This window comes from Enterobacter quasimori (assembly GCF_018597345.1).
GTDB classification, from domain to species: domain Bacteria; phylum Pseudomonadota; class Gammaproteobacteria; order Enterobacterales; family Enterobacteriaceae; genus Enterobacter; species Enterobacter mori.
The window spans coordinates 1547362-1572203 of the sequence record NZ_JAHEVU010000001.1 but is presented as its reverse complement, the minus strand read 5'-3'; the positions used below and the strand labels follow the sequence as shown (position 1 = coordinate 1572203).

The 24842-nt window shown below is 54.7% G+C and carries 25 protein-coding genes and 1 other RNA gene; 14 read left to right on the top strand and 12 right to left on the bottom strand.

What is annotated here, in order from left to right:
- Nucleotides 1-93: 93 nt before the first annotated feature.
- Together glnK and amtB are read left to right on the top strand one after the other, a co-directional pair.
- Nucleotides 94-432, top strand: coding sequence for a P-II family nitrogen regulator (gene glnK, locus KK102_RS07550; protein ID WP_008503304.1), 339 nt, complete (start codon nt 94-96; stop codon nt 430-432).
- 35 nt (nt 433-467) lie between these two features.
- Complete coding sequence (amtB, locus tag KK102_RS07545; protein WP_042714776.1) at nt 468-1754, top strand: ammonium transporter AmtB; 1287 nt, start codon at nt 468-470, stop codon at nt 1752-1754.
- A gap of 188 nt (nt 1755-1942) precedes the next feature.
- Here amtB and tesB read toward each other — a convergent pair whose 3' ends face one another.
- Nucleotides 1943-2803 (bottom strand): acyl-CoA thioesterase II, encoded by an 861-nt coding sequence (gene tesB, locus KK102_RS07540; protein WP_089599328.1) that lies wholly within the window; start codon nt 2801-2803, stop codon nt 1943-1945.
- 203 nt (nt 2804-3006) lie between these two features.
- Between tesB and KK102_RS07535 the strand changes: the two genes are divergently transcribed.
- A complete protein-coding gene (locus KK102_RS07535; protein ID WP_010428141.1) occupies nt 3007-3534 on the top strand; it encodes a YbaY family lipoprotein in 528 nt (175 codons plus the stop codon).
- A 33-nt stretch (nt 3535-3567) separates the two neighbouring features.
- Here the strand turns inward: KK102_RS07535 and KK102_RS07530 are convergent, their stop codons facing one another.
- Complete coding sequence (locus KK102_RS07530; RefSeq protein ID WP_126543970.1) at nt 3568-3879, bottom strand: MGMT family protein; 312 nt, start codon at nt 3877-3879, stop codon at nt 3568-3570.
- Between the two features lie 170 nt (nt 3880-4049).
- On the opposite strand from KK102_RS07530, the gene ffs reads away from it, so the two are divergent.
- From ffs to KK102_RS07515, 3 genes are all read left to right on the top strand, one after another.
- Nucleotides 4050-4146: signal recognition particle sRNA small type (gene ffs / locus KK102_RS07525), an RNA gene on the top strand.
- Nucleotides 4147-4412: 266 nt separating this feature from the next.
- On the top strand, nt 4413-4664 hold the full coding sequence (locus KK102_RS07520; RefSeq protein WP_006176926.1) for a hypothetical protein: 252 nt from the start codon (nt 4413-4415) through the stop codon (nt 4662-4664).
- Nucleotides 4661-4876 carry a hypothetical protein gene (locus KK102_RS07515; protein ID WP_010428144.1) on the top strand — a complete coding sequence of 72 codons (216 nt, stop codon included), beginning with the start codon at nt 4661-4663 and terminating at the stop codon, nt 4874-4876. The genes KK102_RS07520 and KK102_RS07515 overlap by 4 nt, the downstream gene beginning before the upstream one ends.
- Nucleotides 4877-4944: 68 nt before the next feature.
- Here KK102_RS07515 and yczR read toward each other — a convergent pair whose 3' ends face one another.
- Nucleotides 4945-6366: a MocR-like transcription factor YczR gene (yczR, locus tag KK102_RS07510; protein ID WP_216357303.1), complete on the bottom strand. Its 1422-nt coding sequence runs from the start codon at nt 6364-6366 to the stop codon at nt 4945-4947.
- 87 nt (nt 6367-6453) lie between these two features.
- On the opposite strand from yczR, the gene yczE reads away from it, so the two are divergent.
- The 3 genes from yczE to KK102_RS07495 all read left to right on the top strand — a co-directional run bounded on the left by yczE (nt 6454) and on the right by KK102_RS07495 (nt 11409).
- Entirely contained in the window at nt 6454-7065 is a 612-nt protein-coding gene (yczE, locus tag KK102_RS07505; protein ID WP_010428145.1) for a membrane protein YczE, read from the top strand.
- Between the two features lie 77 nt (nt 7066-7142).
- Complete coding sequence (locus tag KK102_RS07500; RefSeq protein WP_126543972.1) at nt 7143-8213, top strand: LacI family DNA-binding transcriptional regulator; 1071 nt, start codon at nt 7143-7145, stop codon at nt 8211-8213.
- Nucleotides 8214-8316: 103 nt separating this feature from the next.
- Complete coding sequence (locus KK102_RS07495) at nt 8317-11409, top strand: beta-galactosidase (RefSeq protein WP_126543973.1); 3093 nt, start codon at nt 8317-8319, stop codon at nt 11407-11409.
- Between the two features lie 36 nt (nt 11410-11445).
- Here the strand turns inward: KK102_RS07495 and KK102_RS07490 are convergent, their stop codons facing one another.
- Nucleotides 11446-12264, bottom strand: coding sequence for a nickel/cobalt efflux protein RcnA (locus tag KK102_RS07490; protein WP_216357302.1), 819 nt, complete (start codon nt 12262-12264; stop codon nt 11446-11448).
- Nucleotides 12265-12396: 132 nt separating this feature from the next.
- On the opposite strand from KK102_RS07490, the gene KK102_RS07485 reads away from it, so the two are divergent.
- Complete coding sequence (locus KK102_RS07485) at nt 12397-12669, top strand: metal/formaldehyde-sensitive transcriptional repressor (protein WP_010428149.1); 273 nt, start codon at nt 12397-12399, stop codon at nt 12667-12669.
- Here the strand turns inward: KK102_RS07485 and KK102_RS07480 are convergent.
- Nucleotides 12662-14227: an EAL domain-containing protein gene (locus KK102_RS07480; RefSeq protein WP_126543975.1), complete on the bottom strand. Its 1566-nt coding sequence runs from the start codon at nt 14225-14227 to the stop codon at nt 12662-12664. The two genes, KK102_RS07485 and KK102_RS07480, sit on opposite strands and share 8 nt — an antisense overlap.
- 231 nt (nt 14228-14458) lie before the next feature.
- Between KK102_RS07480 and KK102_RS07475 the strand changes: the two genes are divergently transcribed.
- Nucleotides 14459-14719 (top strand): type B 50S ribosomal protein L31, encoded by a 261-nt coding sequence (locus KK102_RS07475; protein ID WP_006176933.1) that lies wholly within the window; start codon nt 14459-14461, stop codon nt 14717-14719.
- Nucleotides 14720-14721: 2 nt separating this feature from the next.
- Nucleotides 14722-14862 carry a type B 50S ribosomal protein L36 gene (ykgO, locus tag KK102_RS07470; protein WP_003859006.1) on the top strand — a complete coding sequence of 47 codons (141 nt, stop codon included), beginning with the start codon at nt 14722-14724 and terminating at the stop codon, nt 14860-14862.
- Here the strand turns inward: ykgO and KK102_RS07465 are convergent.
- The gene (locus KK102_RS07465) at nt 14859-15569 is read right to left on the bottom strand and encodes a GNAT family N-acetyltransferase (RefSeq protein ID WP_216357301.1); all 711 of its coding nucleotides are present in this window, start codon (nt 15567-15569) and stop codon (nt 14859-14861) included. The genes ykgO and KK102_RS07465 overlap by 4 nt on opposite strands.
- A gap of 101 nt (nt 15570-15670) precedes the next feature.
- Here KK102_RS07465 and pdxR point away from each other — a divergent pair, with 101 nt between their 5' ends.
- The gene (gene pdxR, locus KK102_RS07460) at nt 15671-17131 is read left to right on the top strand and encodes a MocR-like pyridoxine biosynthesis transcription factor PdxR (protein ID WP_126543977.1); all 1461 of its coding nucleotides are present in this window, start codon (nt 15671-15673) and stop codon (nt 17129-17131) included.
- Here the strand turns inward: pdxR and KK102_RS07455 are convergent.
- The 6 genes from KK102_RS07455 to acrA all read right to left on the bottom strand — a co-directional run bounded on the left by KK102_RS07455 (nt 17103) and on the right by acrA (nt 23941).
- The gene (locus tag KK102_RS07455) at nt 17103-17570 is read right to left on the bottom strand and encodes a YlaC family protein (protein WP_126543978.1); all 468 of its coding nucleotides are present in this window, start codon (nt 17568-17570) and stop codon (nt 17103-17105) included. The genes pdxR and KK102_RS07455 overlap by 29 nt on opposite strands.
- A gap of 118 nt (nt 17571-17688) precedes the next feature.
- On the bottom strand, nt 17689-18240 hold the full coding sequence (maa, locus tag KK102_RS07450; protein WP_126543979.1) for a maltose O-acetyltransferase: 552 nt from the start codon (nt 18238-18240) through the stop codon (nt 17689-17691).
- Nucleotides 18241-18449: 209 nt separating this feature from the next.
- A complete protein-coding gene (locus KK102_RS07445; protein WP_010428174.1) occupies nt 18450-18668 on the bottom strand; it encodes an HHA domain-containing protein in 219 nt (72 codons plus the stop codon).
- 27 nt (nt 18669-18695) lie between these two features.
- Nucleotides 18696-19070, bottom strand: a complete 375-nt coding sequence (gene tomB, locus KK102_RS07440) for an Hha toxicity modulator TomB (RefSeq protein ID WP_008499288.1) — start codon at nt 19068-19070, stop codon at nt 18696-18698.
- 508 nt (nt 19071-19578) lie between these two features.
- The gene (acrB, locus tag KK102_RS07435) at nt 19579-22725 is read right to left on the bottom strand and encodes a multidrug efflux RND transporter permease subunit AcrB (protein WP_172701375.1); all 3147 of its coding nucleotides are present in this window, start codon (nt 22723-22725) and stop codon (nt 19579-19581) included.
- A 22-nt stretch (nt 22726-22747) separates the two neighbouring features.
- A complete protein-coding gene (gene acrA, locus KK102_RS07430) occupies nt 22748-23941 on the bottom strand; it encodes a multidrug efflux RND transporter periplasmic adaptor subunit AcrA (RefSeq protein ID WP_042716154.1) in 1194 nt (397 codons plus the stop codon).
- Nucleotides 23942-24082: 141 nt separating this feature from the next.
- Between acrA and acrR the strand changes: the two genes are divergently transcribed.
- Nucleotides 24083-24736 (top strand): multidrug efflux transporter transcriptional repressor AcrR, encoded by a 654-nt coding sequence (gene acrR, locus KK102_RS07425; RefSeq protein WP_126543981.1) that lies wholly within the window; start codon nt 24083-24085, stop codon nt 24734-24736.
- Nucleotides 24737-24842 lie beyond the last annotated feature (106 nt).

The following is a 24842-nucleotide window of genomic DNA, read 5'->3' as shown; positions in this document are numbered from 1 at the left end:
CGTTTTATCACTGTTTTCAATTCTGGCACACCCCTTGCAATGTCCCTTACGTGTTAGCTGCGGCCATTACCGAATTCTGACTGGAGGGGATTTATGAAGCTGGTTACGGTTGTAATCAAACCATTCAAACTCGAAGACGTGCGCGAAGCATTGTCTTCAATGGGTATTCAGGGACTGACTGTCACCGAAGTGAAAGGCTTTGGTCGTCAGAAGGGTCATGCCGAGCTTTATCGCGGTGCGGAATACAGCGTGAATTTCCTGCCAAAAGTAAAAATCGATGTCGCGATTGCGGACGATCAGCTTGATGAAGTCATTGACGTCATCAGCAAAGCGGCCTACACCGGCAAAATTGGCGACGGCAAAATTTTCGTTGCCGAACTGCAGCGCGTCATTCGCATTCGTACCGGCGAATCTGACGAAGCGGCTCTGTAAGTAACTCCTGGCACACAGTGATAGGGATCGAGAAAATGAAGATAGCAACACTCAAAACGGCTCTGGGGTCGCTGGCACTGCTGCCGGGCCTGGCACTGGCTGCGCCTGCCGTGGCAGACAAAGCCGATAACGCCTTTATGATGATTAGCACCGCGCTGGTGCTGTTCATGTCCATTCCGGGCATTGCGCTGTTCTACGGCGGCCTGATCCGCGGCAAGAACGTGCTCTCCATGCTGACGCAGGTTGCGGTGACGTTCGCCCTGGTCTGCGTGCTGTGGGTAGTTTACGGATACTCGCTGGCGTTCGGCACGGGCAATGCGTTCTTTGGTAACTTCGACTGGGTGATGCTGAAAAATATCGAGCTGACCGCGCTGATGGGCAGCTTCTATCAGTACATCCACGTGGCTTTCCAGGGATCGTTTGCCTGCATCACCGTCGGGCTGATTGTGGGTGCGCTTGCTGAGCGTATTCGTTTCTCTGCCGTCCTGATCTTCGTGGTGGTCTGGCTGACGCTCTCCTATGTGCCTATCGCGCATATGGTATGGGGCGGCGGTCTGCTGGCGAGCCATGGTGCGCTGGACTTTGCGGGCGGCACCGTTGTACACATCAACGCCGCGGTCGCGGGCCTGGTGGGTGCCTACCTGATTGGCAAACGCGTGGGCTTCGGGAAAGAAGCGTTCAAGCCGCACAACCTGCCGATGGTGTTTACCGGTACGGCGATTCTCTACTTTGGCTGGTTTGGCTTCAACGCAGGCTCTGCAAGTGCCGCTAACGAAATCGCCGCGCTGGCCTTCGTGAACACCGTTGTCGCAACGGCGGGTGCAATCCTCTCCTGGGTCTTTGGCGAGTGGGCCGTTCGCGGTAAACCGTCTCTGCTGGGTGCCTGTTCGGGTGCTATCGCCGGTCTGGTCGGTATCACGCCAGCCTGTGGTTACGTGGGTGTAGGCGGTGCGCTGCTGGTGGGGTTGGTTGCAGGCCTTGCGGGTCTGTGGGGCGTTACCGCTCTGAAACGTGTTCTGCGCGTTGACGACCCTTGCGATGTATTTGGCGTCCACGGCGTCTGCGGCATCGTCGGCTGCATCATGACCGGTATCTTTGCAGCTAAATCACTGGGCGGCGTGGGTTATGCGGAAGGCGTCACCATGGTTCACCAGGTGCTGGTACAGCTGGAAAGTATTGCCATCACCGTTGTGTGGTCTGCTGTCGTGGCCTTTATTGGCTATAAGCTGGCGGACATGACTGTCGGCCTGCGCGTACCGGAAGAGCAGGAGCGCGAGGGTCTGGACGTCAACAGCCACGGCGAGAATGCGTATAACGCGTAATAAACAGCAAAACGGCAACTTCGGTTGCCGTTTTAGTGTGTATTCTCTCTCCCCGTGGGAGAGGGGCAGGGTGAGGGCATCAGGCCGCATAAGGTTAAAGCAAAACGGCAACTTCGGTTGCCGTTTTTAGTATGTATTCCCTCTCCCCGTGGGAGAGGGTCAGGGTGAGGGCATCAGGCCGCACATAATCACCCGCGATTACGCATCACCCCTTCCTGCACCGTCGAGGCCACCAGCACGCCATCCTGCGTATAAAACTCCCCGCGCACAAAGCCGCGCGCGCTTGATGCCGACGTACTTTCCACGCTGTAGAGCAACCACTCATTCATGTTGAATGGACGGTGGAACCACATCGAGTGGTCGATGGTGGCGACCTGCATCCCTTTTTCCAGGAACCCCACGCCGTGCGGCTGCAGCGCAACCGGCAGGAAGTTAAAGTCAGACGCATAGCCCAGCAGGTACTGATGAACGCGGAGATCTTCCGGCACTGTACCGTTGGCACGCATCCAGACCTGACGTTTCGGTTCTGCAGTGTGGCCTTTCATCGGGTTATGGAATTCAACGGGGCGGATCTCAAGCGGCTTATCGCAGAGGAACTTCTCCTTTACCTGCGGCGGAAGCAGATGCGCCAGCGCGCGGGCGATATCGGTTTCCGATTTGAGATCGTCAGGCGAAGGGGCTGGCGGCATCACTTTTTGATGCTCATAGCCCGGTTCAGGCGCCTGGAAAGAGGCGGTCATGTAAAAGATCGGTTTGCCATGTTGAATGGCTGCCACGCGGCGAGCACTAAAACTGTTGCCATCTCTCAGCACTTCAACGTCATAGACAATGGGTTTTGCGCTATCGCCAGGGCGCAGGAAGTAACTGTGAAAGGAGTGCACCAGACGGTCAGTCGGGACGGTTTCCTTGGCTGCGTACAGCGCTTGTCCCACGACCTGCCCACCGAAGACCTGGCGTAAACCCAAATCTTCGCTCTGTCCGCGAAAGAGTCCTTCCTCAATTTTTTCCAGATTCAGTAATGTCAGCAGATTGTTCAGTGCCTGACTCATAGTCGTCCTCAATAAACGCCGTAGCGAAAGATACGCAGAGTATAACGCAGAAATGAAAGTGGTCCGATGGGTAGATTAGTCTGAATATCGGGGAGAATTCAGGCGTTAATCATTGATTTGTGCCACACTTGAATACGTTATGTGAATGAAACGACATCGGATGGGATCGATCCCGCTGGTGCATTGATGATAAGGAGACTTCAATGAAACTCGTGCCTATGCTAAGTGGTATAGCTATTGCGGTGGCGTTGTCCGCCTGTGCAGGTAAGAGCGCTCAGGTGCCGGTGCCAGCAGCTGACCCGAACGGGATTAATACACTTTCACAGCAGTCAATTCAGCAGCCAAATGTGTCCGGTACGATCTGGATCAAACAAAGAGTGGCTCTGCCGCCGGATGCGGTATTAACGGTAACGCTGTCTGATGCTTCACTGGCCGATGCACCGTCGAAAGTGCTGGCGCAGCGTGCGGTTCGCACCGAGGGTAAACAGGCGCCATTTAGCTTCGTACTGCCTTACAACCCAGCAGATGTGCAGCCAAATGCGCGTATCCTGCTGAGTGCTGCGGTAACGATCAACGATAAACTGGTCTTTATTACCGACACGGTGCACGAAGCGATCAACAACGGTGGAACCAAGGTTGACCTGAATCTGGTCCCGGTGCAGCAAACGGAAGTTCCGCTTGCGCCTCAGACGAACCAGCCGGCCGTCGCAACCCCGCCTACGCAGCTGTAATTCCTGCCTTAACCCTCTCCTGCGGGAGAGGGTTCAGTACACCCAACGGTATTTCTGCAAATCGACCTGTCCCGAACCTGACACCTGCACACCTTCTGACAATAACGCCTGACGCTGGCGCTGCAAATCCGGCCCGGTAAGCGAAATGGCACCGTGACGATTCACCACGCGATGCCACGGCAAAGCACTTCCTTCCGGGAGCCGCTTCAGAACGCCACCCACCTGACGCGCCGCGCGCGGAGAGCCTGCAAGACGCGCTACCTCACCGTAGGTGGTGACAACCCCTTCCGGGATGGAGGCCACGATTTGCCACACGCGTTGCGGGAAAGAGTCATGTTCGTCCATTTATCACTCCAGTGGGTCGTAATGAAGTGTGATGGTAAACGAAGATGAAGGCGATTGCCGCTTTAGTTTGCGCAATAATCCAGCATCCAGATGTCCATGGCTTGCAATTGACGGGCGGCATAGGGATAATGCGCCAGCGCGTTGGTTAACAACGCTCTCAATGGGGGCTCTGTTGGTTCTCCCGCAACGCTACTCTGTTCACCAGGTCAGGTCCGGAAGGAAGCAGCCAGGGCAGACGACGTGTGTGCCGGGATGTAGCTGGCAGGGCCCCCACCCATTTCTCCCCCTGAAAAACCGTCTTCTTTAGATTCCCCTGCTCTCAGGCTATTAATCCTTATAGATAAAGCGGTCTTTATAAGCCGGAAATATATCTTTCATTCAAATGAAATAATATTGTCATAAACCTGTAATAATAGACTGTCATTTTATTATCGGGTGTCTTTTTTCCGTCATAAGCAAAAAATATATATCTGGATTAGAAAGTTAACTTCGTGTATTAAATTAAACACGTTTTCCGAAGGGAAGTGACAATCATGGCTACTGCGGTTTTAAATGTTAAGATTGATGAAGCGCTAAAAGAAAGACTTCGCCACTATGCCGAAGTTAATAATGAGAATTTAAGCGTGACCACAGAGAAACTGCTGCTGCTGGCGTTTGAAGCAGTAGAAGAGGCGGGAGTATCGGAAGAGGATATTGATAATCAGCATACGGAAGAAGAGAGCGTTTCTCCATTTACTCCTAAAGAAATCAAGGCACTACGTAAACTTCTGAAGAAGAGAAAATGAAACAACAACTGTCAACCGCCCATGACTACAAAGAGGCCTGCGATCTGTTGCGTTCAGGCTACGTTAAACATGTACGTCTTGGCTGGAATGTAGGAAGTGATGAGTTCTTTCGTATTGCGTCTGACTGGTGTGATACCGGCGCAAAAATAAAGAAAGAGGGTGAAGATTTTGTTATTTCACTGAAAGGTTTCCCGATTCCTCCTCAGCACTAATTCCTGATCGATGAAAACAGCTGACTGCCTGCATGACAGTCAGCTGTTTTTATTATTTACGAAAAAAGTTACACCAGGCTCCGTTTAATCGAGGGCGTGGTTTTGTTCAGGGCGAGCCACAACGGCTTGATTCTCAATAACGCTTGCTCGAGTTCTTCCGGTTCAAGTGAGAAAGGCATACGCAAATAGCGATCAAATGCCCCTGAAAGACCGAACCGCGTGCCGGTTCCCATGTTGATCCCAATCGTCTCAGCCCGTGCGGCAAGCTGCGTTGCCAGCATCCCCGGCAGTTCAATCCAGTATGAAAGCCCGCCTTCGGCTTCATGGAAGGTCCAGTCCGGAAAATGCTCGCGCAGGAGTTCCCCGCACCTGTTCCGTCGCTCCACCAGCATTTTCCGGCGAGCGGGCAAAAATGTGTCGCTGTTTTCGATAAGCCACAGCGTTGCAAGCTGTTCCAGCAGAGGAGAGCCGAGATCCAGCGTATCGCGCGCCTGAGCGAGCGCCGAGATGGTGCGTGAAGAGGCGCGGATCCAGCCGAGGCGAAGTCCTCCCCAGAAGCTTTTCCCGGCAGAGCCCAGCGTAATCACTGCCGCCCCAGGATTAAACGCTGCCAGAGGGGGCGGCGGCGGCGCATCAAACCAGAGATCGAGCATGGTTTCGTCCACGACCAGCGTAGTACGAGTCTGCGCGGCGATGTCGGTTATCGTCTGACGCGTTGCAGCGTCCATACAGCGTCCCGTTGGATTATGAAAATCCGGCATCAGGTAGGCCAGGCGCGGGGCCGTTTGGGCAAGCGTTGCCGCGAAACCGTCGGTATCCCAGCCGCTTTCAGGCAGTGATACGCCTACCGGTCGGCAGAGTGCCCCCTGAATAGCGGCGATCGCCAGCGGGTAGGTTGGATGGTCGACGACGATGCGATCGCCTGGCCCGGTCATCATGCGCAATACCAGCGCAAAGCCGCTGACGGCGCCATTTACGACCATCACTTCGTCTGCCCGCGTTGGCAGCCCGCGCGCGGTATAGCGTGCGGCAATGGCTTCCCGTAGCGCGGGCAACCCGAGCTGGTCATAGCCCGTCAGCGCAAGGTGCTGGGTTATCGCCGTCAGCGCATGGGTATACGCCTGATGAATTTCGGGCCCGGCGTTGAGCGCGGCGGTGGACAGGTCGAGCGCCGCGCTGGCCGCGGAAAGGGTGGGTACCGCGCGGGTATCCGGCAGGATCACGCGTGAGCCGCTGCCGTGGCGGCTTTCCAGATACCCCTCTTCCCGCAGATGGGCGAGCGCGCTGCCAACTGTGGTGCGGCTGACGTTAAGCGTACTGGCTAACTCCCTCTCACCCGGTAGCCGCGTATTCAGCGCCAGTCTGCCATCAAGAATCAGCAGACGTAACGCATCGGCCAGCTGACGCCAGAGCGGCGTACGCGACGAGGATTGTTGCCAGTGGCCTAAAAGGCGTGCCAGAGACTGGCTTCCGAAACGACGAGATGACATATGCAGTCCACTATTTACAAACTGGACATTAATCATAGAGCCATTTTCGCCCAATATAAAACTCTGGTTCACTGGAGAAGATAAAAAATGGTACGTCGTCTGCTACAGCTTTATGTCGGTTTAGGGCTTTATGGCCTTTCCACCGCGATGTTTATTCGTGCGGATCTGGGCGTCGATCCCTGGGACGTGTTTCACCTTGGGGTGGCCTTACAAACGGGGATGACCATTGGCACGGTCATCATTGTGACCGGTGCGGCGGTGCTTCTGCTGTGGATCCCGCTGCGTCAGATGCCCGGGCTGGGCACCCTCAGCAACGTTATCTGTATTGGCCTGGCGGCAGATGCTTCAATGGCCTTAATCCCTGAGTTGAGTTCGCTGCCTGTCCGCATCGCGCTGCTGGTGTCCGGGATCGTCGCGAACGCCATAGCTACCGGAATGTATATCGGTGCAGGTTTTGGGTCAGGTCCGCGCGACGGTCTGATGACCGGGATCCACGCCCGGTTAGGCTGGTCAATCCGCAGCGTGCGCACCTCCATTGAAGTCTCCGTTCTGATTATCGGTTGCCTGCTTGGCGGTTCATTTGGTGTGGGGACAGTGATTTACGCCCTGACCATCGGCCCGCTTATCCAGCTCTGTTTGCCGTGGTTCCGTCAAAAGCCGCGTATCGAGACGGTTCCTCAGCCAGAGCGGGTTGTTTAATTTTGCGAAGCGCTCACATGTTTTGATGGCGTCGCTGTGCCAGAATAGCGGCTTGTTATCAAGCGATGCCGGACTGCATGAAAGCGATCACACTTTATGACGTTGCCCTCCTCGCGGGGGTGTCTTACCAGACCGTGTCCCGCGTGATTAATGACGCGGAGCACGTCTCCACCCGCACGCGGGAAAAGGTGCAGCAGGCGATGGCCGAACTGCACTACGTGCCTAATCGGGGCGCACAGCAGCTGGCGGGGAAACGGACCCGCACCCTGGGGCTGATCACCACCGATCTTGCCCTGCATGCGCCCTCGCAAATTGTCTCAGCGGTAAAATCCCGGGCGGCAGAGCAGGGGGCAAGCGTCTTAATTTCAATGGTGGAACATGCTCAGCAATGCCAGGCTGCGGTGCAGGAACTGCTGGCTCAGCGTGTGGAAGCCTTACTGGTCAACGTCCCGCTGGACGATCCTGACGCAGAGCAGCTTCAGAAAATGGCTTCGTCTGTGCCCGTCCTGTTTCTCGATGTTTCCCCTTCGGCGCAGGTCAACAGTCTGGTATTTAACGCCGGACAGGGGGCCGCGCTGGGCGTGGAACATCTGATTTCTCTTGGGCATCAGCGCATCGCTCTTCTCAGTGGACCTGAGAGTTCCGTTTCAGCGCGTGCGCGTCTGGCGGGGTGGAAAACGACCCTGGCGCAAGCCGGTCTTGAAGCCGCTGACGAGGTTCACGGCGACTGGAGCGCCGCCTCCGGATATGAAAAAGGCCACCGGCTTTTATCCGGGTCGCAGCGACCTGACGCCATTCTGGTGGCGAACGATCAAATGGCACTGGGCGTGATGCGCGCCTGCGCCGAGAAGGGCATTGCTATACCGGGCCAGATATCGATTGTCGGGTTTGATGACACGGCTGACAGCGCCTGGTTTTCACCGCCGCTGACCACCGTTCGCCAGGCCTTTCGTGAGGCGGGCGAGCGCAGCGTTGAGTGGCTGCTGACGCCGACGAGGGGAGAAAAATGCTGGCAAGAGCAGCTTCCCGTCACGCTGATCGTGCGTCATTCGAGCGCCCGTCGCGCAGCCGATCGGGTTGATCGGGAAGAGCTTGCACATCAACTGAGAAATCTGGCGCTGATGGCAGAAAAAATCGCGCGGGGATAAATCTTTTGTGATCCGGCTCGCTACGTGCGGATCCCACACTTTACCCTTCCGTGTTGCCAGGGCATGTTAACTAAAATTGTGAGCGCTTCGCAAAGAGGTTATTATGTCTGACACATCATCGCTGACCCTCAGCGCACTTCTGGCTCGTCGGGACTGGGAAAACCCCGGGGTGACACAGTGGAATCGCCTGGCGGCCCACGCGCCGTTTCACAGCTGGCGTGACGAAGCCTCTGCCAGAGAAGAGGCGAAAACCCCGAATAAACGTTCTCTCAACGGTGTGTGGCAGTTTAGCTTTTTTGCAGCACCAGAACAGGTTACGCAGGCATGGGTAGAAGAGGATTATACAGATGCCGTCGCGATGCCCGTTCCTTCGAACTGGCAGATGCAGGGCTTTGATACGCCGATCTACACCAATGTGACCTATCCGATCCCCGTCAATCCGCCCTGCGTTCCGACAGAGAATCCTACCGGTTGTTACTCGCTCACATTTGAGATGGATGACGCCTGGCTGCACGGCGGGCAAACCCGCATTATCTTCGACGGTGTAAACTCAGCATTCCATCTCTGGTGCAACGGCCAGTGGATTGGCTATTCACAGGACAGTCGCCTGCCCGCCGAGTTTGATCTCACGGCAGCGCTACGTTCAGGCCAGAACCGTCTGGCGGTCATGGTGCTGCGCTGGTGCGACGGAAGCTATCTTGAAGATCAGGACATGTGGCGCATGAGCGGTATTTTCCGTGACGTATCGCTGCTGCATAAGCCTGAGACGCAGATTGCGGATTACCACGTTGTGACCGATCTCAACGCGGAGTGTGACCGCGCAATGCTTAACGTCGACGTCGCGCTGGCCGGGTCCTGCTATTCAGCCTGCGAAGTGGCCATCACCCTGTGGCGAAACGGTGAAAAATGCGCCCGCGTCGCGCAACGCCCCGGCTCTGCGGTGGTTGACGAGCGAGGGCGTTGGGCGGAGCGGTTAGCGGTGGCGATCCCCGTCAAAGAGCCCTTGCTGTGGAGTGCGGAAACGCCTGAACTCTACCGCCTGACAATTACGCTTTTGGACGCACAGGGTAATGTGCTGGACGTCGAGGCATGCGACGTCGGCTTTCGCCGGGTCGAAATCAGCCATGGTCTGCTGAAGCTCAACGGAAAACCGCTGCTGATTCGGGGCGTGAACCGCCATGAGCATCATCCGGAAAACGGGCAGGTGATGGATGAAGCGACGATGCGCCGCGATATCGAGCTGATGAAGCAGCACAACTTTAACGCCGTCCGTTGCTCGCATTATCCGAATCATCCGCTGTGGTACAGGCTTTGCGATCGCTACGGTCTGTACGTTGTGGACGAGGCCAATATTGAAACCCACGGCATGGTGCCAATGAGCCGTCTTGCTGACGATCCCCGCTGGCTGCCAGCCATGAGCGAACGCGTGACCCGCATGGTGCAGCGCGATCGTAACCATCCGTCCATTATTATCTGGTCGCTGGGGAATGAGTCCGGACACGGTGCTAACCATGATGCGCTTTACCGCTGGCTGAAAACCACCGATCCAACGCGCCCTGTGCAGTACGAAGGCGGTGGGGCGAATACGGCGGCAACCGATATTGTCTGTCCGATGTATGCTCGTGTTGATCAGGACCAGCCGTTCCCGGCGGTGCCGAAATGGGCGATCAAAAAATGGATCGGCATGCCGGATGAAACTCGCCCGCTGATCCTCTGTGAATATGCCCACGCGATGGGCAACAGCTTTGGCGGGTTCGCCAAATACTGGCAGGCATTTCGCAGTCATCCGCGCCTGCAGGGCGGGTTCGTCTGGGACTGGGTCGACCAGGCGCTGACGAAGAAAGACGAAAACGGCAAACCCTTCTGGGCTTACGGGGGGGACTTCGGCGATAAACCGAATGACCGACAGTTCTGCCTGAATGGTCTGGTCTTTCCGGATCGCACGCCGCATCCGGCGCTGTATGAAGCGCAGCGCGCGCAGCAGTTTTTCACCTTTACGCGGGTGAGTACCTCTCCACTGGTGGTTGAGGTGAAAAGCGATTACCTGTTCCGCCACACCGACAACGACGTGGCGAGATGGTCGGTTACCCGCGACGGGGAGGTGCTGGCTCAGGGTGAGGTTGCGCTTTCCATTCCCCCTCAGCGGCAGCAGCGTCTGGAAATCGCGCTGCCGACACTGACGGCCGAGCCGGGGGAGGTCTGGCTTAATGTGGAGGTTATCCAGCCGCAGGCAACAGCCTGGTCACCGGCGAATCATCGCTGCGCGTGGGATCAGTGGCTGCTACCGACGCCGCTGTACGTTACGCCACCGCGGGCAGTCGGGATCCCGCCGGTATTCACAGAGCAGGATGATGTGCTGGACATTACCCATGGAGAGCAACGCTGGCGGTTCGATCGCGCCTCGGGAAATCTGACGCAGTGGTGGAACAAGGGTGTTGAAACGCTGCGCTCGCCGCTGACGGATAACTTTACCCGTGCGCCACTGGATAATGACATTGGCGTGAGCGAAGCCACGCAAATCGATCCGAATGCCTGGGTTGAACGCTGGAAAGCGGCCGGAATGATTGAGATGTCTGCGCGCCTGCTTATGTGTGAAGCGGAACCGCATGCCAATGACGTGGTCGTGACCACGCGACACGTCTGGGAGTATCGCGGTAAGGCGCTGTTTTTGAGCCATAAGGTCTGGCGAATTGACGATTGCGGCGTGCTGCATGGCGATGTGCAGGTGCAGGTGGCGTCCGATATTCCCGAGCCCGCGCGTATCGGCCTGAGCGTCCAGTTTGCTCAGGTACCGGATACGGTGCGCTGGCTGGGGCTGGGGCCGTTCGAGAACTATCCGGACAGGAGGCTGGCGGCGCAGCAGGGGCGCTGGACTTTGCCGCTCGATGCGATGCAGACCCCCTACATTTTCCCGACAGAAAATGGTCTGCGCTGTGACACCCGAGAACTCGTCTGCGGGACGCACGTGCTTCAGGGACATTTCCATTTCTCAGTCAGCCGCCACGGCCAACAGCAGCTTCGTGAGACAACGCATCAGCACTTGCTGCGCGATGAGCCGGGCTGCTGGCTCAATCTGGATGCATTCCATATGGGCGTTGGCGGCGATGATTCCTGGAGCCCAAGCGTTTCACCGGAATTCATCCTGCAACATCGTCAGCTTCGCTACGCCTTTAGCTGGCATCAGAACGCACCCTAGCGCGCCAGTCGCGGCCACCGCGGGTGGCCGCGTCGCTCAGGATAAAATTCCGCTCAGCCCGTGAAGGCTCATAGCGATCCCGACGAGGGTAATCAGTGCCGCAGATATCCATGGGGCTTTTCGCGAAAACTCGCTGAAACCCGGCCAGCGCTTCGTCGCGTGCTTAAGGCTTAAGGCGGCAATCGCGCCTGAAGCTACCAGGGTCACTGCGAGGCCAATACTGAAGCTGAACACCAGCGTTGCGCCGAGTGCGAAGTGTTTGAGCTGCAGGCAAATCAGCAGCACCGTGATGGACGCCGGGCAGGGAATAAGCCCGCCCGTCAGGCCAAACAGGGCGATCTGCCCGGTCGTGACGTTTTGTCCGTTGAAACGACGGTTGATATCCTGGGCGTGCGCGCGCTGGTGGGCGTCTTGCCACTCTTCTTCAACCAGTTGATGACCGTGGTTGTGATGGTGATCATGATGATGGTCATGGTCATGGTCATGGTCGTGGTGATGATGATGCTCGTGCGGCTGGCTCTCTTTCCATGTGCGCCAGGCCATCCAGAGCGCGATCGCAACGATCAACACGCCGGAGATCAGCTGGAACCAGGGCTCAGACGTATGAGCATCCCAGCCCCGACCAAACCATAATCCCGCCACCGCAATGATCCAGACCACCGCCGTGTGGGACAGGGTTGCGGCAAGCCCGAGAAGGATCGCCTGCTTAAGCGTTCCGCGGATCGCCACGATAAAAGCGGCCATCATCGTTTTTGAGTGGCCCGGCTCAAGGCCATGCAGCGCACCGAGCAAAATAGCGCTGGGCACAAACAGCCAGGCGTTGCCCTGTTGAAGGAGAGAAGCAAAATCGTTCATTGCACATTCCGGGAGAAAAAGCGTGTGGAAATACTACTCCCCCCCAGTAGACAAATACTACCCCCCAGTAGAAAAATACTCAGGGGGAGTAGGGCGTGATATGCTTAAAATGTCAAAATTAGGGGGAAAGAGATGTCACATACGGTTCGCGACAAGAAGATGTTATTAACCCGCCTGAAAAAAATTCAGGGGCAGAGCAACGCGCTGGAAAAAATGCTTAATAGCGACCACGAATGCGCCGATGTTCTCCAGCAGCTGGCGGCGATCCGCGGGGCGGTCAACGGCATGATGATGCAGGTGATCGAAGGCCATTTAACCGACCACGTGGTGAAAGAGCCCGAAGAAGAGCAGCGTGAAGCCGATCTCGGCGTGGTTTTAAAGGTGATCAAATCCTACCTTAAGTAGAATGTGTCTCGAGGTTTTTTTCCGCCCAGAGAATAAATTCCTCCCCTGGCAGCGCCTTACTGTAATACCACCCCTGTCCATACTGCACCCCGTGAAGGTGCAGCCAGCGGAGCTGCCCGTCGGTCTCTATTCCCTCCGCCACCATGGCCAGATTGAGCGATTTCGCCATTTCAATAATGTGCGGGGTGACGTTTTTGTACTCCAGCGCGTCCACAAACGACTTATCAATCTTTAACGTGTCGACGTCCAGATCCTGAAGGTAGCTCAGGCTGGAATAACCGGTACCAAAATCATCGATATAGATGGCATGACCCGAACGGCGGAATGCCGCGATGGCCGGTGCGCTGATGTTAGGATCGGCAAAGCCGCGCTCGGTTAACTCCAGGGCGATCTGTCTGGGATGGATTTTCCACTTATTGAGCAAATGGCTCAGCAAAGGCGGCAATTTGCCGGAGAGTAAATCGGCAGGCGCAAGGTTAATGGAAATATGCTGATCGCCATGCAGATGTAGCCAGTGGCCCATATCCTCAAACACTTTTTCGACGACTAGCTGCGTCAGTTGCGAAATAAGGCCCGTCTGTTCCGCTAGCGGAACGAAAATATCCGGTGAGAGATAGCTCCCGTCAGGCTGAGGCCAGCGGGCAAGCGCCTCTGCACCGACAATTCTGCCGCTGCAGAGCGCCACAATAGGCTGGTAGTTAACCACAAATTCGCGGTTATTAATCGCATCAAGCAGCCTGTAGCGTGGGGATTGAATACGTCGCAGGATGCGCAGAACAAAAAGTGCGGCAAGCAGGCTTATCAACATGCCAAACGGCAGCCAGAAGAGAAGTTGCCGATGCCAGGTTTCAGCCAGCGGTTGTAACGCCGCCCAGGCGACGATATTAAACCCCAGCTCAGGAACAGGCTTAATAATATACATTGAGCCGTTGTACTGAACGCGGGTCATTTCCCGATCGACAATCATGTTGCGGATATGGGGAGCAAGCGCGTTGCTGCTGGCAAAAACGAGGTGTGTTGAGCTGCCTACCAGCGCGGCATCAATTGCGATCTCACCGAAAGGGATCACGTCCACCAGCGAGGCTGGATCGATCAGCACAAGGTAATGGCCTTTGCCCAGCACGGCCATATAGCGATTAAAACCAAGATCGTTTTGCGTGCTCAGCCAGGCACTGTAACCATCTGCAGTAATACGCATCGGGGGCGGGAAAGCGGCAGCGTCGCTGTCTTGTTCCAGCGAGGAGCAGAGGGGCTTCAGGTTGTCGATGTAGATCACTTCCTGAACATAACGCCATGAGAAGGCAACCCGACGCATCTCCCGTAAATGCAAATAACTACAGGGAGGCCCCTCAAAGGCCTGAAGCCGGGTCAGCGCTTCTTTTGCCTGATCGACTACCCTGTCTGTACGAAGCAGTACGCGGGAGGCGTAGCTATCAAGCACATCAACAAATTTATCCTCCGCCTGGCGATGCGCCAGCCAGATACTGAGGCAAATCGGTACCAGCACAGAAAAGATCAGTATGCCTGTGACCAGGCTGACCAGATGTCGGGTTTTCATGCTGCTGTTTCCTTTCTCATATGCCCATTTCCTGGCACAGAGTCGCTTGTCGGAGGCGAAAGATTTTACCGCGAAATGATATAGTTATAGCACGCGGGTGTCATGATATTCATTTTGACGCTGACCTTTAAGGACGTTTTGCGAGGAAGAAGGGGCATTTTCAGGGGTTGTTTTTTCAACGGAGCCTGGATATTATTTTGTTATGTTATAACAAAACATAAAGAGCGTATGATGAAACCTAATATCCATCCAGCCTATCGCACCGTGGTGTTTCACGACACCAGTGCCAACGAATACTTTAAAGTCGGATCGACCATCAAGACCGACCGTGAAATTGAGCTCGACGGTGAGACGTATCCGTACATCACCATCGAAGTCTCTTCAAAATCACACCCGTTTTATACCGGTAAGCAGAAAACGTTCTCGACGGATGGCAGCGCGGCGCGCTTCCGCAAACGTTTTGGCGGCTTTCTTAACGCGAAGCGGGGTTAACCATGCAGGTACTTAACTCGCTGCGCAGCGCGAAACAGCGTCACCCGGATTGCCAGATCGTCAAACGCAAGGGACGCTTGTACGTCATTTGCAAATCTAACCCACGCTTTAAAGCCGTTCAGGGTCGTAAAAAAAGACGCTAAACGCGCGTTTCACGCCAGCTTTCCAGGGATCTAATCTGTTTGCCATCGACGGTAAAATTGTCGGTGGCAAGCCAGTTTTCAAACGCTTTCGCCAGCACCGGCCACTCGCTGTCGATGATTGAGAACCAGTCCGTATCCCGGTTATGGCCTTTCGTCACCAGAGCCTGACGAAAGCGCCCTTCAAACTGAAATCCCAGACGGAGCGCCGCCTTGCGGGAAGGTTCGTTCAGGCTGTTACATTTCCATTCATAGCGTCGGTATCCCAGCACGTCGAACGCATACTGCATCAGAAGATATTGCGCTTCTGTGGACATCGGCGTGCGGCTAAGAAGGGGGGAGAAATGAACGTGTCCCACCTCCATAACACCGTTTGCCGGATCGATGCGCATCAGCGCCAGCGTACCGACCGGTGCCTGAGTCTGATTATCAATGACGGTGAAATGTATCGGATCCGGTAATTCGCACACGCTTGCCACCCACGCGGCAAATTCGCCTGCGGTGGCATCAGGTTCGCGCAGCAGCCACGTCCAGCTGCGGGTATCTTCTGCCAGAAGATAGGCGGAAAAGAGGGCGTTGGCATGATCTACCCGCAGCGGCTCCAGCCGACAGTAGCGGCCATGAAGGTTCACGCGGGAAGGGGGCTGGCGGGGTTGCCAGTCGATAAGTTCATCGCCAATGGGTTGTCCGAACTGATTGAATGTGCTCATGTTATTTTCCGCTCTGCTGTAAGTGATCCCAGAGTAAATAAACGCTGGTTCCTTAAAAAGAACCAGTGAGGTATGTTCTGGTGGTACCACGGAGAGAGAAAATGAATATACCTGGCGAAGAATTTTATTCCCTGATCGCTGCTGCGTTGAAAAAGCGTGGTGAAGAGACCTTGCAGCGCACGCTGTATCTTGCCATGCGTGAAGCTGTCCTGCAGGGAAGGCTGCAGGCTGAAAGCCGCTTACCGGGCTCCCGTGTCATTGCGCAGCAGCTTTCCGTATCCCGCAACACCGTCAATGCGGCGCTTGAGCAACTCTCGCTCGAAGGGTATCTGCTGCGCAGCCGTCAGGGTACGCGCGTGGCGCAACTGGCGCAGCGCGGAAATCGACAGGATTTTCCCGAGCCGAACGTCGCGCTGGCTAAGCGGGTGATGCAGCTGCCAGAGCCGACGCCGAGGGAGACGCCGGTACTCGCTTTCACGCCCGGCACGCCAGCCATCAATTATTTTCCACTTCCGCTCTGGCGGCGCTTGTACGATCGCGTTTTACGCGAGGAGGGGAGCGCATTGCTTGGCTATGGCGATCCCGCCGGGGAATACTCGTTACGTCAGGCGATTGCCCGCCATCTTGCCCTGTCGCGGGGGATCGTTTGCGATGCCAGCCAGATAGTTATTACCGAGGGGGCTCTGGAAGGGGTAAATCTCTGCACACAGCTATTGAGCGAGCCGGGGGATATCGCGTGGATTGAAGATCCCGGCTATGCGGGGGCAAAAAGCGCGTTTGCGAAATCGGGATTAACGATGATAGGCATGCCTGTGGACGACGAGGGAATGGACTGGGAAGGCCTACATGCAGCGCGCCCTTCACTGATCTTTACTTCGCCTTCACATCAGTTTCCCTACGGGAGCGTGCTGAGCGCGCGTCGGCGTTTGTCATTGCTGACGCTGGCGCTTCAGCATAAGGCCTGGATTATCGAGGACGACTACGACAGCGAGTTTCGGTATTCCGGAGAGCCGGTGCCAGCAATGCTGGGAATGGTCAACAACGCGCCGGTGGTTTATCTGGGAACATTCAGTAAAACGCTGTTCCCGTCGCTCAGAATGGGGTTTATGGTCATTCCCCCGTCGCTGGCAAACGCGGCGCGTTCTGCCATTGGGGCGCTATTGCGTGGGGGACATCGTGCGGAACAGCGTACGCTGGCGCTGTTTATTGAAGAGGGCCATTACGCTCGTCATCTTGCCTCTATGCGTCGGCTCTATCGGAAACGCTACCGGCAGCTGCGCGACGTGCTCAACGCCGAGCTACATGTCGCGCATCGTGTGCTGGCGGCGGAGGGCGGCATGCACCTGACCGTGGCGATTGACGGGATAAATGACAAGGCAATTGTTCAGCAGGCGAGAGCTTTTCAGCTGGCCCCCGCGGCGTTAAGCGGGTATTACCTGACGCCGACGCAGGGGCAAACCGGTCTGGTGCTGGGGTATGGTAATACCTCTGCTTCTCAGTTTGCGTCAGGTATCCGACGCCTACAGGCGCTGATTACACAGCAGCAGGACGGGAAAGCGTAAAGACGTCATAGAATGAGAGCTGGCCTTTGGTTGAAACCATTTTCTGCAGCTTCTCTTTCTGCCCGGTCTCAACCGCGGGTGAGTGTAAAATGCTGTCGATCAATTCTGTCGGCACAAAGCGCGTGTTGTACCACTCGCCGTTATAGCAGACCCGGAAATCAAGCACGTCGATATCTTCGTAGCGGTAGCGGGGATTAACGTCGAAAAAGAAAAACGCGTTAAATGCCACAAACAGCACAACGAGCAGCCAGACGGAGTCCACCAGGGTTTCGGATGTCAGCATCACCACCAGCGTTGCCAGCCAGGCAGCGTACATGGCGACAAACAGTCCAGGATGCTTGCGGATGAAGCTAATGCTAAAACGCGGGCGATTGTCGCGCTTTTCGCGGTGGTTAAGATCGTCGATGGTGGCGGTGAGCAGGCGCTGTATCTCGGTCATTTTCTGCCTTCATGATTGTTGAAAATACAGGGGATCTGCCTATTTTAGGGGAGCAACCAGGCTGAAAAAAGTAACAGTCATCTGCTAAAAGACCATAACAGTTGGCTCCCCCGATACCTTAGAGCATCTTGATAATTTTTGCCGGGTTGCCGCCAACAACAGCATTGGCCGGTACATCTTTTGTCACCACCGCGCCGGAAGCCACCACCACATTATCACCCAGCGTGACGCCAGGATTAATGACGGCGCGACCGCCAATCCAGACGTTATTGCCGATAGTCACGGGCTTGCCAAACTCGACGCCGCTGTTGCGTTCATTGGGATCCAGTGGATGAGTTGCCGTGTAGATATGCACACCCGGTGCCAGCATGCAGTTGTCGCCAATATGAATAGGGCAGACATCCAGCATTACGCAATCGAAATTAGCGTAAAATTCTTTACCCAGGTAAATGTTGTAGCCGTAGTCACATCGGAAGCTCGGCTCGATATACGCGCCTGCGCTTTGTCCTAAAAGTTCCGCCAGGATGTTCTGGCGTTCAGTTTTCGCGTCGGGGGCGGTGTGGTTATAGCGGTGGATCAGATGACGGGCCCGCAGCCGATCGCCCCGGAGCGTCTCATCACCAGGGCAGTAATGTTCACCTGCTATCATCTTCTGTTTTTCTGTGCTCATACAGGAACCTCTCTGGATATCGTTACTGCAGAGTAATAGGAATAGGCCAGTAAGGGAACGTTCCCGAAAAACCTGTGTGATAACAGTCACAACAATGTTGCGGATGAGCACGTTTTACACGGAGACCTGCTTTCGCACAGGGAGCGTAACTCGAAAGGTGTATACAAATCAGATCGTGACGTAGAACCTCTACAGACACAGGTTAAAGATTAACGAACAAATTTCCATACGGACGTTGGGATTTTGTCATACAGCTTATTCATGGTCAGCTCAGCAAGCCGATGGTCAGCGGCTGAATAAAATACAGCCAGTTCATTATCAGACAGCTCGTATTTATTTTTTTCGATGACACGTTCGAGTGTGTCAATTGACTGACAACGTCGCAAGCGCATCAAATAATCGACTTTTGTTAATGGTTTATCAGACATAAATTCACCTTAGTAATTGTAATAATTTTAACAGGAAAGACTAACCGGGTTTGCTCTGCTCACGTTGACGAAGCAGCGGAATAGCCGATTTCCCGATTTACGCCATTTTTGCAAATCCTGGGCGTTAATGCCGTAGCTGCTGAACAACATAAAGGTGTCGTCCAGGTATTCGTCAATTTGCTCAATGAGCTTATTATCTTCATTGTACTTAATTTTATAATTAAGTGCGAAGGTTGCAATATGCTCTATCAGCTCGTTCAACTGTAAATTGATCGCAGACGTTGGGTCATTCACCCAGCCATGGTTACTTTCATCAAGATTGGCAAGGCAGTCATGGTACAAGGATTCGCAGAGAAATTTCAACTGCGCGATATCATGCCTTTTTGGCGAGTACTCGTCCATAGCGCATCCCCTTCTGAGTGATTTCTTACTCACCGAACATCATGTCGGGATGGATACAACATACTTAGCCGCACGGGTGCTGTGTTCCTGATAACTCTAACTATAAGCCACTCTGATCGAGATTTCACCGCGCTATTACGAAAAATTACAATTAAAACCTGATAGTGCGAGCGCTTACGCAATTGCCCGGCCTGCACAGAACGTTTTTATCCGAATTAACACGGATTTTTATCGCTTCCTTACGTTTCATTGATTTAGCGTAAACAGTCAGATGAAAACCAGATTCGGACTTTTCTTTGTACGATAGCGGTGCTAGGAATATTCCTAATAATTTAAGCAGCGAATTGGAATTAAAAAAATCATCAATTCGCCGATTAAGTTTTCAGTTAATTATGATACGTCTTATTAAGATGACAGAAAATAAATGGCAGCACAATAAGCGTAATTTATGATTTTTTTGAAATGAAAAAGGCCGCAAATGCGGCCTTTTTATCATATGAAACCGGTATCAGTGAGGTTCTACCGAATGACTGTGCTCAACGTCTTCATTTTTACGGCTGAAGCGGCGGCGAACCACCACGAAGAACACCGGTACGAAGAAGATCGCAAGAACGGTCGCGGTTACCATCCCACCCATTACGCCGGTACCTACTGCGTTCTGCGCGCCGGAGCCCGCACCGGAGCTGATAACCAGCGGCATTACGCCGAGGATAAATGCCAGAGACGTCATCAGGATTGGACGCAGACGCATACGAACGGCTTCGAGCGTCGCCTCAATCAGACCTTTGCCTTCTTTCTCCATCAGATCTTTGGCGAATTCCACGATAAGTATCGCGTTCTTCGCCGACAAGCCAATGGTTGTCAGCAGGCCCACCTGGAAGTAAACGTCGTTGGTCAATCCACGGAAGGTTGCGGCAAGCAGCGCGCCTATAACCCCCAGCGGAACAACCAGCATAACGGAGAACGGAATTGACCAGCTCTCATACAGTGCCGCCAGACACAGGAAGACCACAATCAGTGAAATGGCGTACAGGGCAGGGGCCTGGTTCCCGGACAGACGTTCCTGATAGGACATACCGGTCCAGTCATAGCCGATACCTGCAGGCAGTTTACTGGCGAGTTCTTCCATCAGGTTCATCGCCTCACCGGTGCTTCGACCCGGCGCAGCCTGACCCAGGATTTCCATTGATGGCAAGCCGTTATAGCGTTCCAGACGCGGTGAACCGTATTCCCAACGCGAGGTTGAGAAGGCGGAGAACGGCACCATCTGCCCATCGCTGCCGCGAACGTACCAGTTGTTGATGTCGTTCGGCAACATACGGTACTGCGCTTCGGACATCACGTACACCTTCTTCACACGACCGCGGTCGATGAAGTCGTTGACGTAGCTACCGCCCCAGGCCGCGCCCAGTGTGGTATTGATGTCGCTGATGGACACGCCCAGCGCCTGGGCTTTCTCCTGGTCGATGTCGATTTTATACTGCGGCGTATCTTCCAGACCGTTTGGACGCACGCCGACCAGCAGGTCAGGGTGTTTAGCCACTTCACCAAACAGCTGGTTACGCGCCTGAGTCAGTTTCTCGTGACCCAAACCACCCTGGTCAATCAGCTGGAAGTCGAAGCCGGTCGCCGTACCCAGTTCAACAATCGCTGGCAGGTTAAAGGCGAAGACCATCGCATCTTTAATCTGCGAGAAGGTGCCCATGGCACGGCCAGTGATCGCTTCAACTTTATTCTCTTCGCCCGGACGTTCAGACCAGTCTTTCAGAGAAACGAAGGCGATACCGGTGTTCTGACCACGACCCGCAAAGCCAAAGCCGTTAACCGCAAACACGGATTCAACGTTGTCTTTCTCTTTGGTGAGGTAGTAGTCCGTCACTTCGTCCAGCACTTTCTGGGTACGCTCTTGCGATGCACCCGCCGGGAGCTGTGCCATCGTCAGGAACACGCCCTGGTCTTCATCCGGCAGGAACGAGCTTGGCAGACGAACAAACAGGAAAGCCATGCCCACCACGATGATGATATAGAGCAGCAGATAACGACCGGTGCTGCGCAGGATGTTGCCCACGCTGTCGGTGTAATGGTGCGTGCTCTTATCAAACATGCGGTTAAACCAGCCGAAGAACCCTTTGTGCTCGCCGTGACCGCCTTTCTGAATCGGCTTCAGCATGGTGGCACACAGGGCAGGCGTCAGGATCAACGCCACCAGCACGGACAGCGCCATCGCGGAAACGATGGTAATAGAGAACTGACGGTAAATCGCACCGGTTGAACCCCCGAAGAAGGCCATCGGGATAAATACCGCAGACAGCACCATCGCGATACCGACCAGCGCGCCCTGGATTTGTCCCATCGATTTACGGGTTGCTTCCTTCGGTGGCAGGCCTTCCTCCGCCATCACACGCTCGACGTTCTCTACCACAACGATGGCGTCATCCACCAGCAGGCCGATGGCGAGCACCATCCCGAACATTGTCAGGGTGTTTATCGAGTAGCCGAATATCGACAGGATTGCGAAGGTCCCGAGCAGCACGACCGGAACGGCGATGGTTGGGATCAGCGTCGCACGGAAGTTTTGCAGGAACAGGTACATGACCAGGAAGACGAGGATGATCGCCTCAACCAGGGTTTTTACCACTTCGTGAATCGAGATTTTAACGAACGGCGTGGTGTCATACGGATATACGATTTTCAGACCTGACGGGAAGAAAGGTTCCATCTTCTTCAGCTCTGCACGGATAGCCGTGGCGGTGTCCAGGGCGTTAGCGCCTGTCGCCAGTTTGATACCCAGACCGGAAGCCGGTTTGCCGTTGAACTTCGCGATGATGTCGTAGTTCTCACCGCCCAGCTCAACTTTCGCCACGTCGCGCAGGCGAACCTGAGAACCGTCCTGATTCACTTTCAGCAGAATTTTGCTGAACTCATCGGCGGACGTCAGACGCGTCTGTGCGATGATCGAGGCGTTAAGCTGCTGGCCTTTCACCGGCGGCGTACCGCCTAGCTGACCGGCTGCCACCTGGGCGTTCTGTGCTTTGATCGCGCTGATTACGTCAACCGGCGTCAGCTGGAAGTTGTTCAGCTTGTTCGGATCCATCCAGATACGCATCGCGTACTGGGAACCAAACAGCTGCACGTCACCCACACCGGAAGTACGGCTGATGGCGTCTTTCATGTTGGCGCCCACGTAGTCGGAAATATCCTCCTGCGTCATGGTGCCGTTGGTGTTGATAACGCCGACAACCATCAGGAAGCTACTGGACGATTTCTCGACGCTCACACCCTGCTGTTGTACTTCCTGCGGCAGCAGCGGCATCGCCAGCTGCAGTTTGTTCTGCACCTGAACCTGCGCGATGTCAGCATCGGTACCTGACTCGAAGGTCAGGGTGATCTGAACCGTACCGGTTGAGTCACTGTTAGAGGACATGTACATCAGGTTATCGATACCGTTCATGTTCTGTTCGATAACCTGAGTCACGGTGTCCTGCACCGTTTTTGCATCAGCCCCTGGGTAGGTTGCGGAGATCGTCACCGCCGGTGGCGCAATCGTTGGATATTGCGCGACGGGCAGCTTCAGGATCGCAAGTCCCCCAGCTAGCATGATGATTATGGCGATCACCCACGCAAATATGGGGCGATCGATAAAGAAATTAGGCATGTCTTAACGGCTCCTGTTTAAGTTAAGACTTGGTTTGTTCTGACTGACCAGCGGCTGAAGCTTGTTGTTTATCGTCAGACTTCACTTCCTGTGCTTTAACCTGCGCGCCAGGACGAACTTTTTGCAAACCAGTGATAATCACGCGATCGCCATCTTTCAGACCTTCCGTCACCAGCCATTTATCGCCAATCGCCTGCGTAGCAGTGATATTGCGGGTTTCGACTTTGTCATCAGCCCCGACAACCAGTGCGCTCGCATCGCCGCGTGGCGTACGGGTCACACCCTGCTGTGGAACCAGAAGTGCGGTTGGATTCGTCCCTTCTTCCAGACGCGCGCGAACGAACATACCAGGCAACAGCGTGTTGTCCGGATTCGGGAAAATTGCACGTAAGGTGATGGAACCGGTGGTCTGGTCGACCGTCACATCAGAGAATTCCAGTGTGCCTGACTGTGGGTATTTGATACCGTCATTGGTCACAAGCTCCACTTTGGCTTTGCCGTTTTCCTGTTGCAGCTTGCCGCTTGCGAGCTCTTGCTTCAGACGCAGGAAATCATTGCTGGACTGTGTGACGTCAACGTAGATCGGATCAAGCTGCTGCACGGTGGCCAGCGCCGTGGCCTGACCGTTCTGCACCAGCGCCCCTTCCGTCACGGAAGATTTACCAATACGACCGCTGATAGGGGAGGTCACTTTGGTGTAGGCCAGGTTAATACGCGCGGTTTCGACGGCGGCTTTCGCGGCAACGACGGCAGCGTTGGTCTGCTGTGCATCTGCCAGCGCAGTATCGTAATCCTGTTGACTGATGTACTGCGTACCGAGCAGTTTTTTATAGCGGCTCAGCGTGAGCTGGGAGATTTTGGCTGCAGCTTCTGCTTTGGCCAGATCGCCTTTCGCGCTTTCATAAGACGCCTGATAGGTTGCTGGATCAATCTGATACAGAGACTCACCGGCTTTCACATCACCGCCTTCCGTGAAGTTACGTTTCAGGATAATACCGCTCACCTGAGGACGCACTTCCGCAATGCGGTAAGCACTTGTACGGCCTGGTAATTCTGTGGTGATTTGTAGAGGTTCAGATTTGAGCGTCACAACGCCTACTTCTGGCGCCTGCTGAGCTCCTTGTTGAGCCGGTTTGTCGTCACATCCTGTTAGCGCTAAGCTGCCTGAGAGCATCAGAACGACCGCCAGAGGCGTTAACCCTCTGTTTTTGTTCATATGTAAACCTCGAGTGTCCGATTTCAAATTGATCAAGGGTCCTGAGTCTAAAAACCCGTTGCTGCGTTTATATTATCGTCATGCTATGGTACATACATTCATAAATGTATGTAAATCTGACTCCTGTAAATTCACTGACATATGGCACGAAAAACCAAACAACAAGCGCTGGAAACCCGACAACACATTCTGGATGTGGCGATTCGTTTGTTCTCTCAGCAGGGTGTGTCATCAACCTCGCTGGCGCAGATTGCTCAGGCCGCGGGCGTCACGCGGGGAGCGATTTACTGGCATTTTAAAGACAAGTCAGATCTGTTTGGTGAAATCTGGGAGCTTTCAGAATCCAACATTAGCGATCTAGAGACTGAGTATCGGGCAAAATTCCCCGACGATCCACTCTCAGTATTAAGAGAAATTCTAGTATATATCCTTGAAGCAACGGTAGTTGAAGAACGTCGCAGGCTAATGATGGAAATTATTTTTCATAAATGCGAGTTCGTGGGCGAAATGGCGGTCGTCCAGCAGGCGCAGCGTAGCCTGTGTCTGGAGAGCTATGACCGTATCGAACAGACGCTAACGCAATGTATTCAGGCAAAAACGTTACCGGCCAACCTGCTGACGCGCCGCGCCGCCATCCTGTTACGTAGCTATGTCTCCGGGCTGATGGAGAACTGGCTTTTTGCGCCACAATCTTTTGATCTTAAAAACGAAGCCCGTAGCTACGTCGCCATTTTGCTGGAGATGTTGCAATTCTGCCCGACGCTGCGTGACGAAACCCACTCCCTTCCTGCCTGACCGTCGACAGGATTTATCCTGGAGGTTCATGTTCTTGCTATTCTGCTTTCAGCGGGCGTGATATTCTTCACGCCGGACTATTTTCGGTCATTTCTCACATCATACT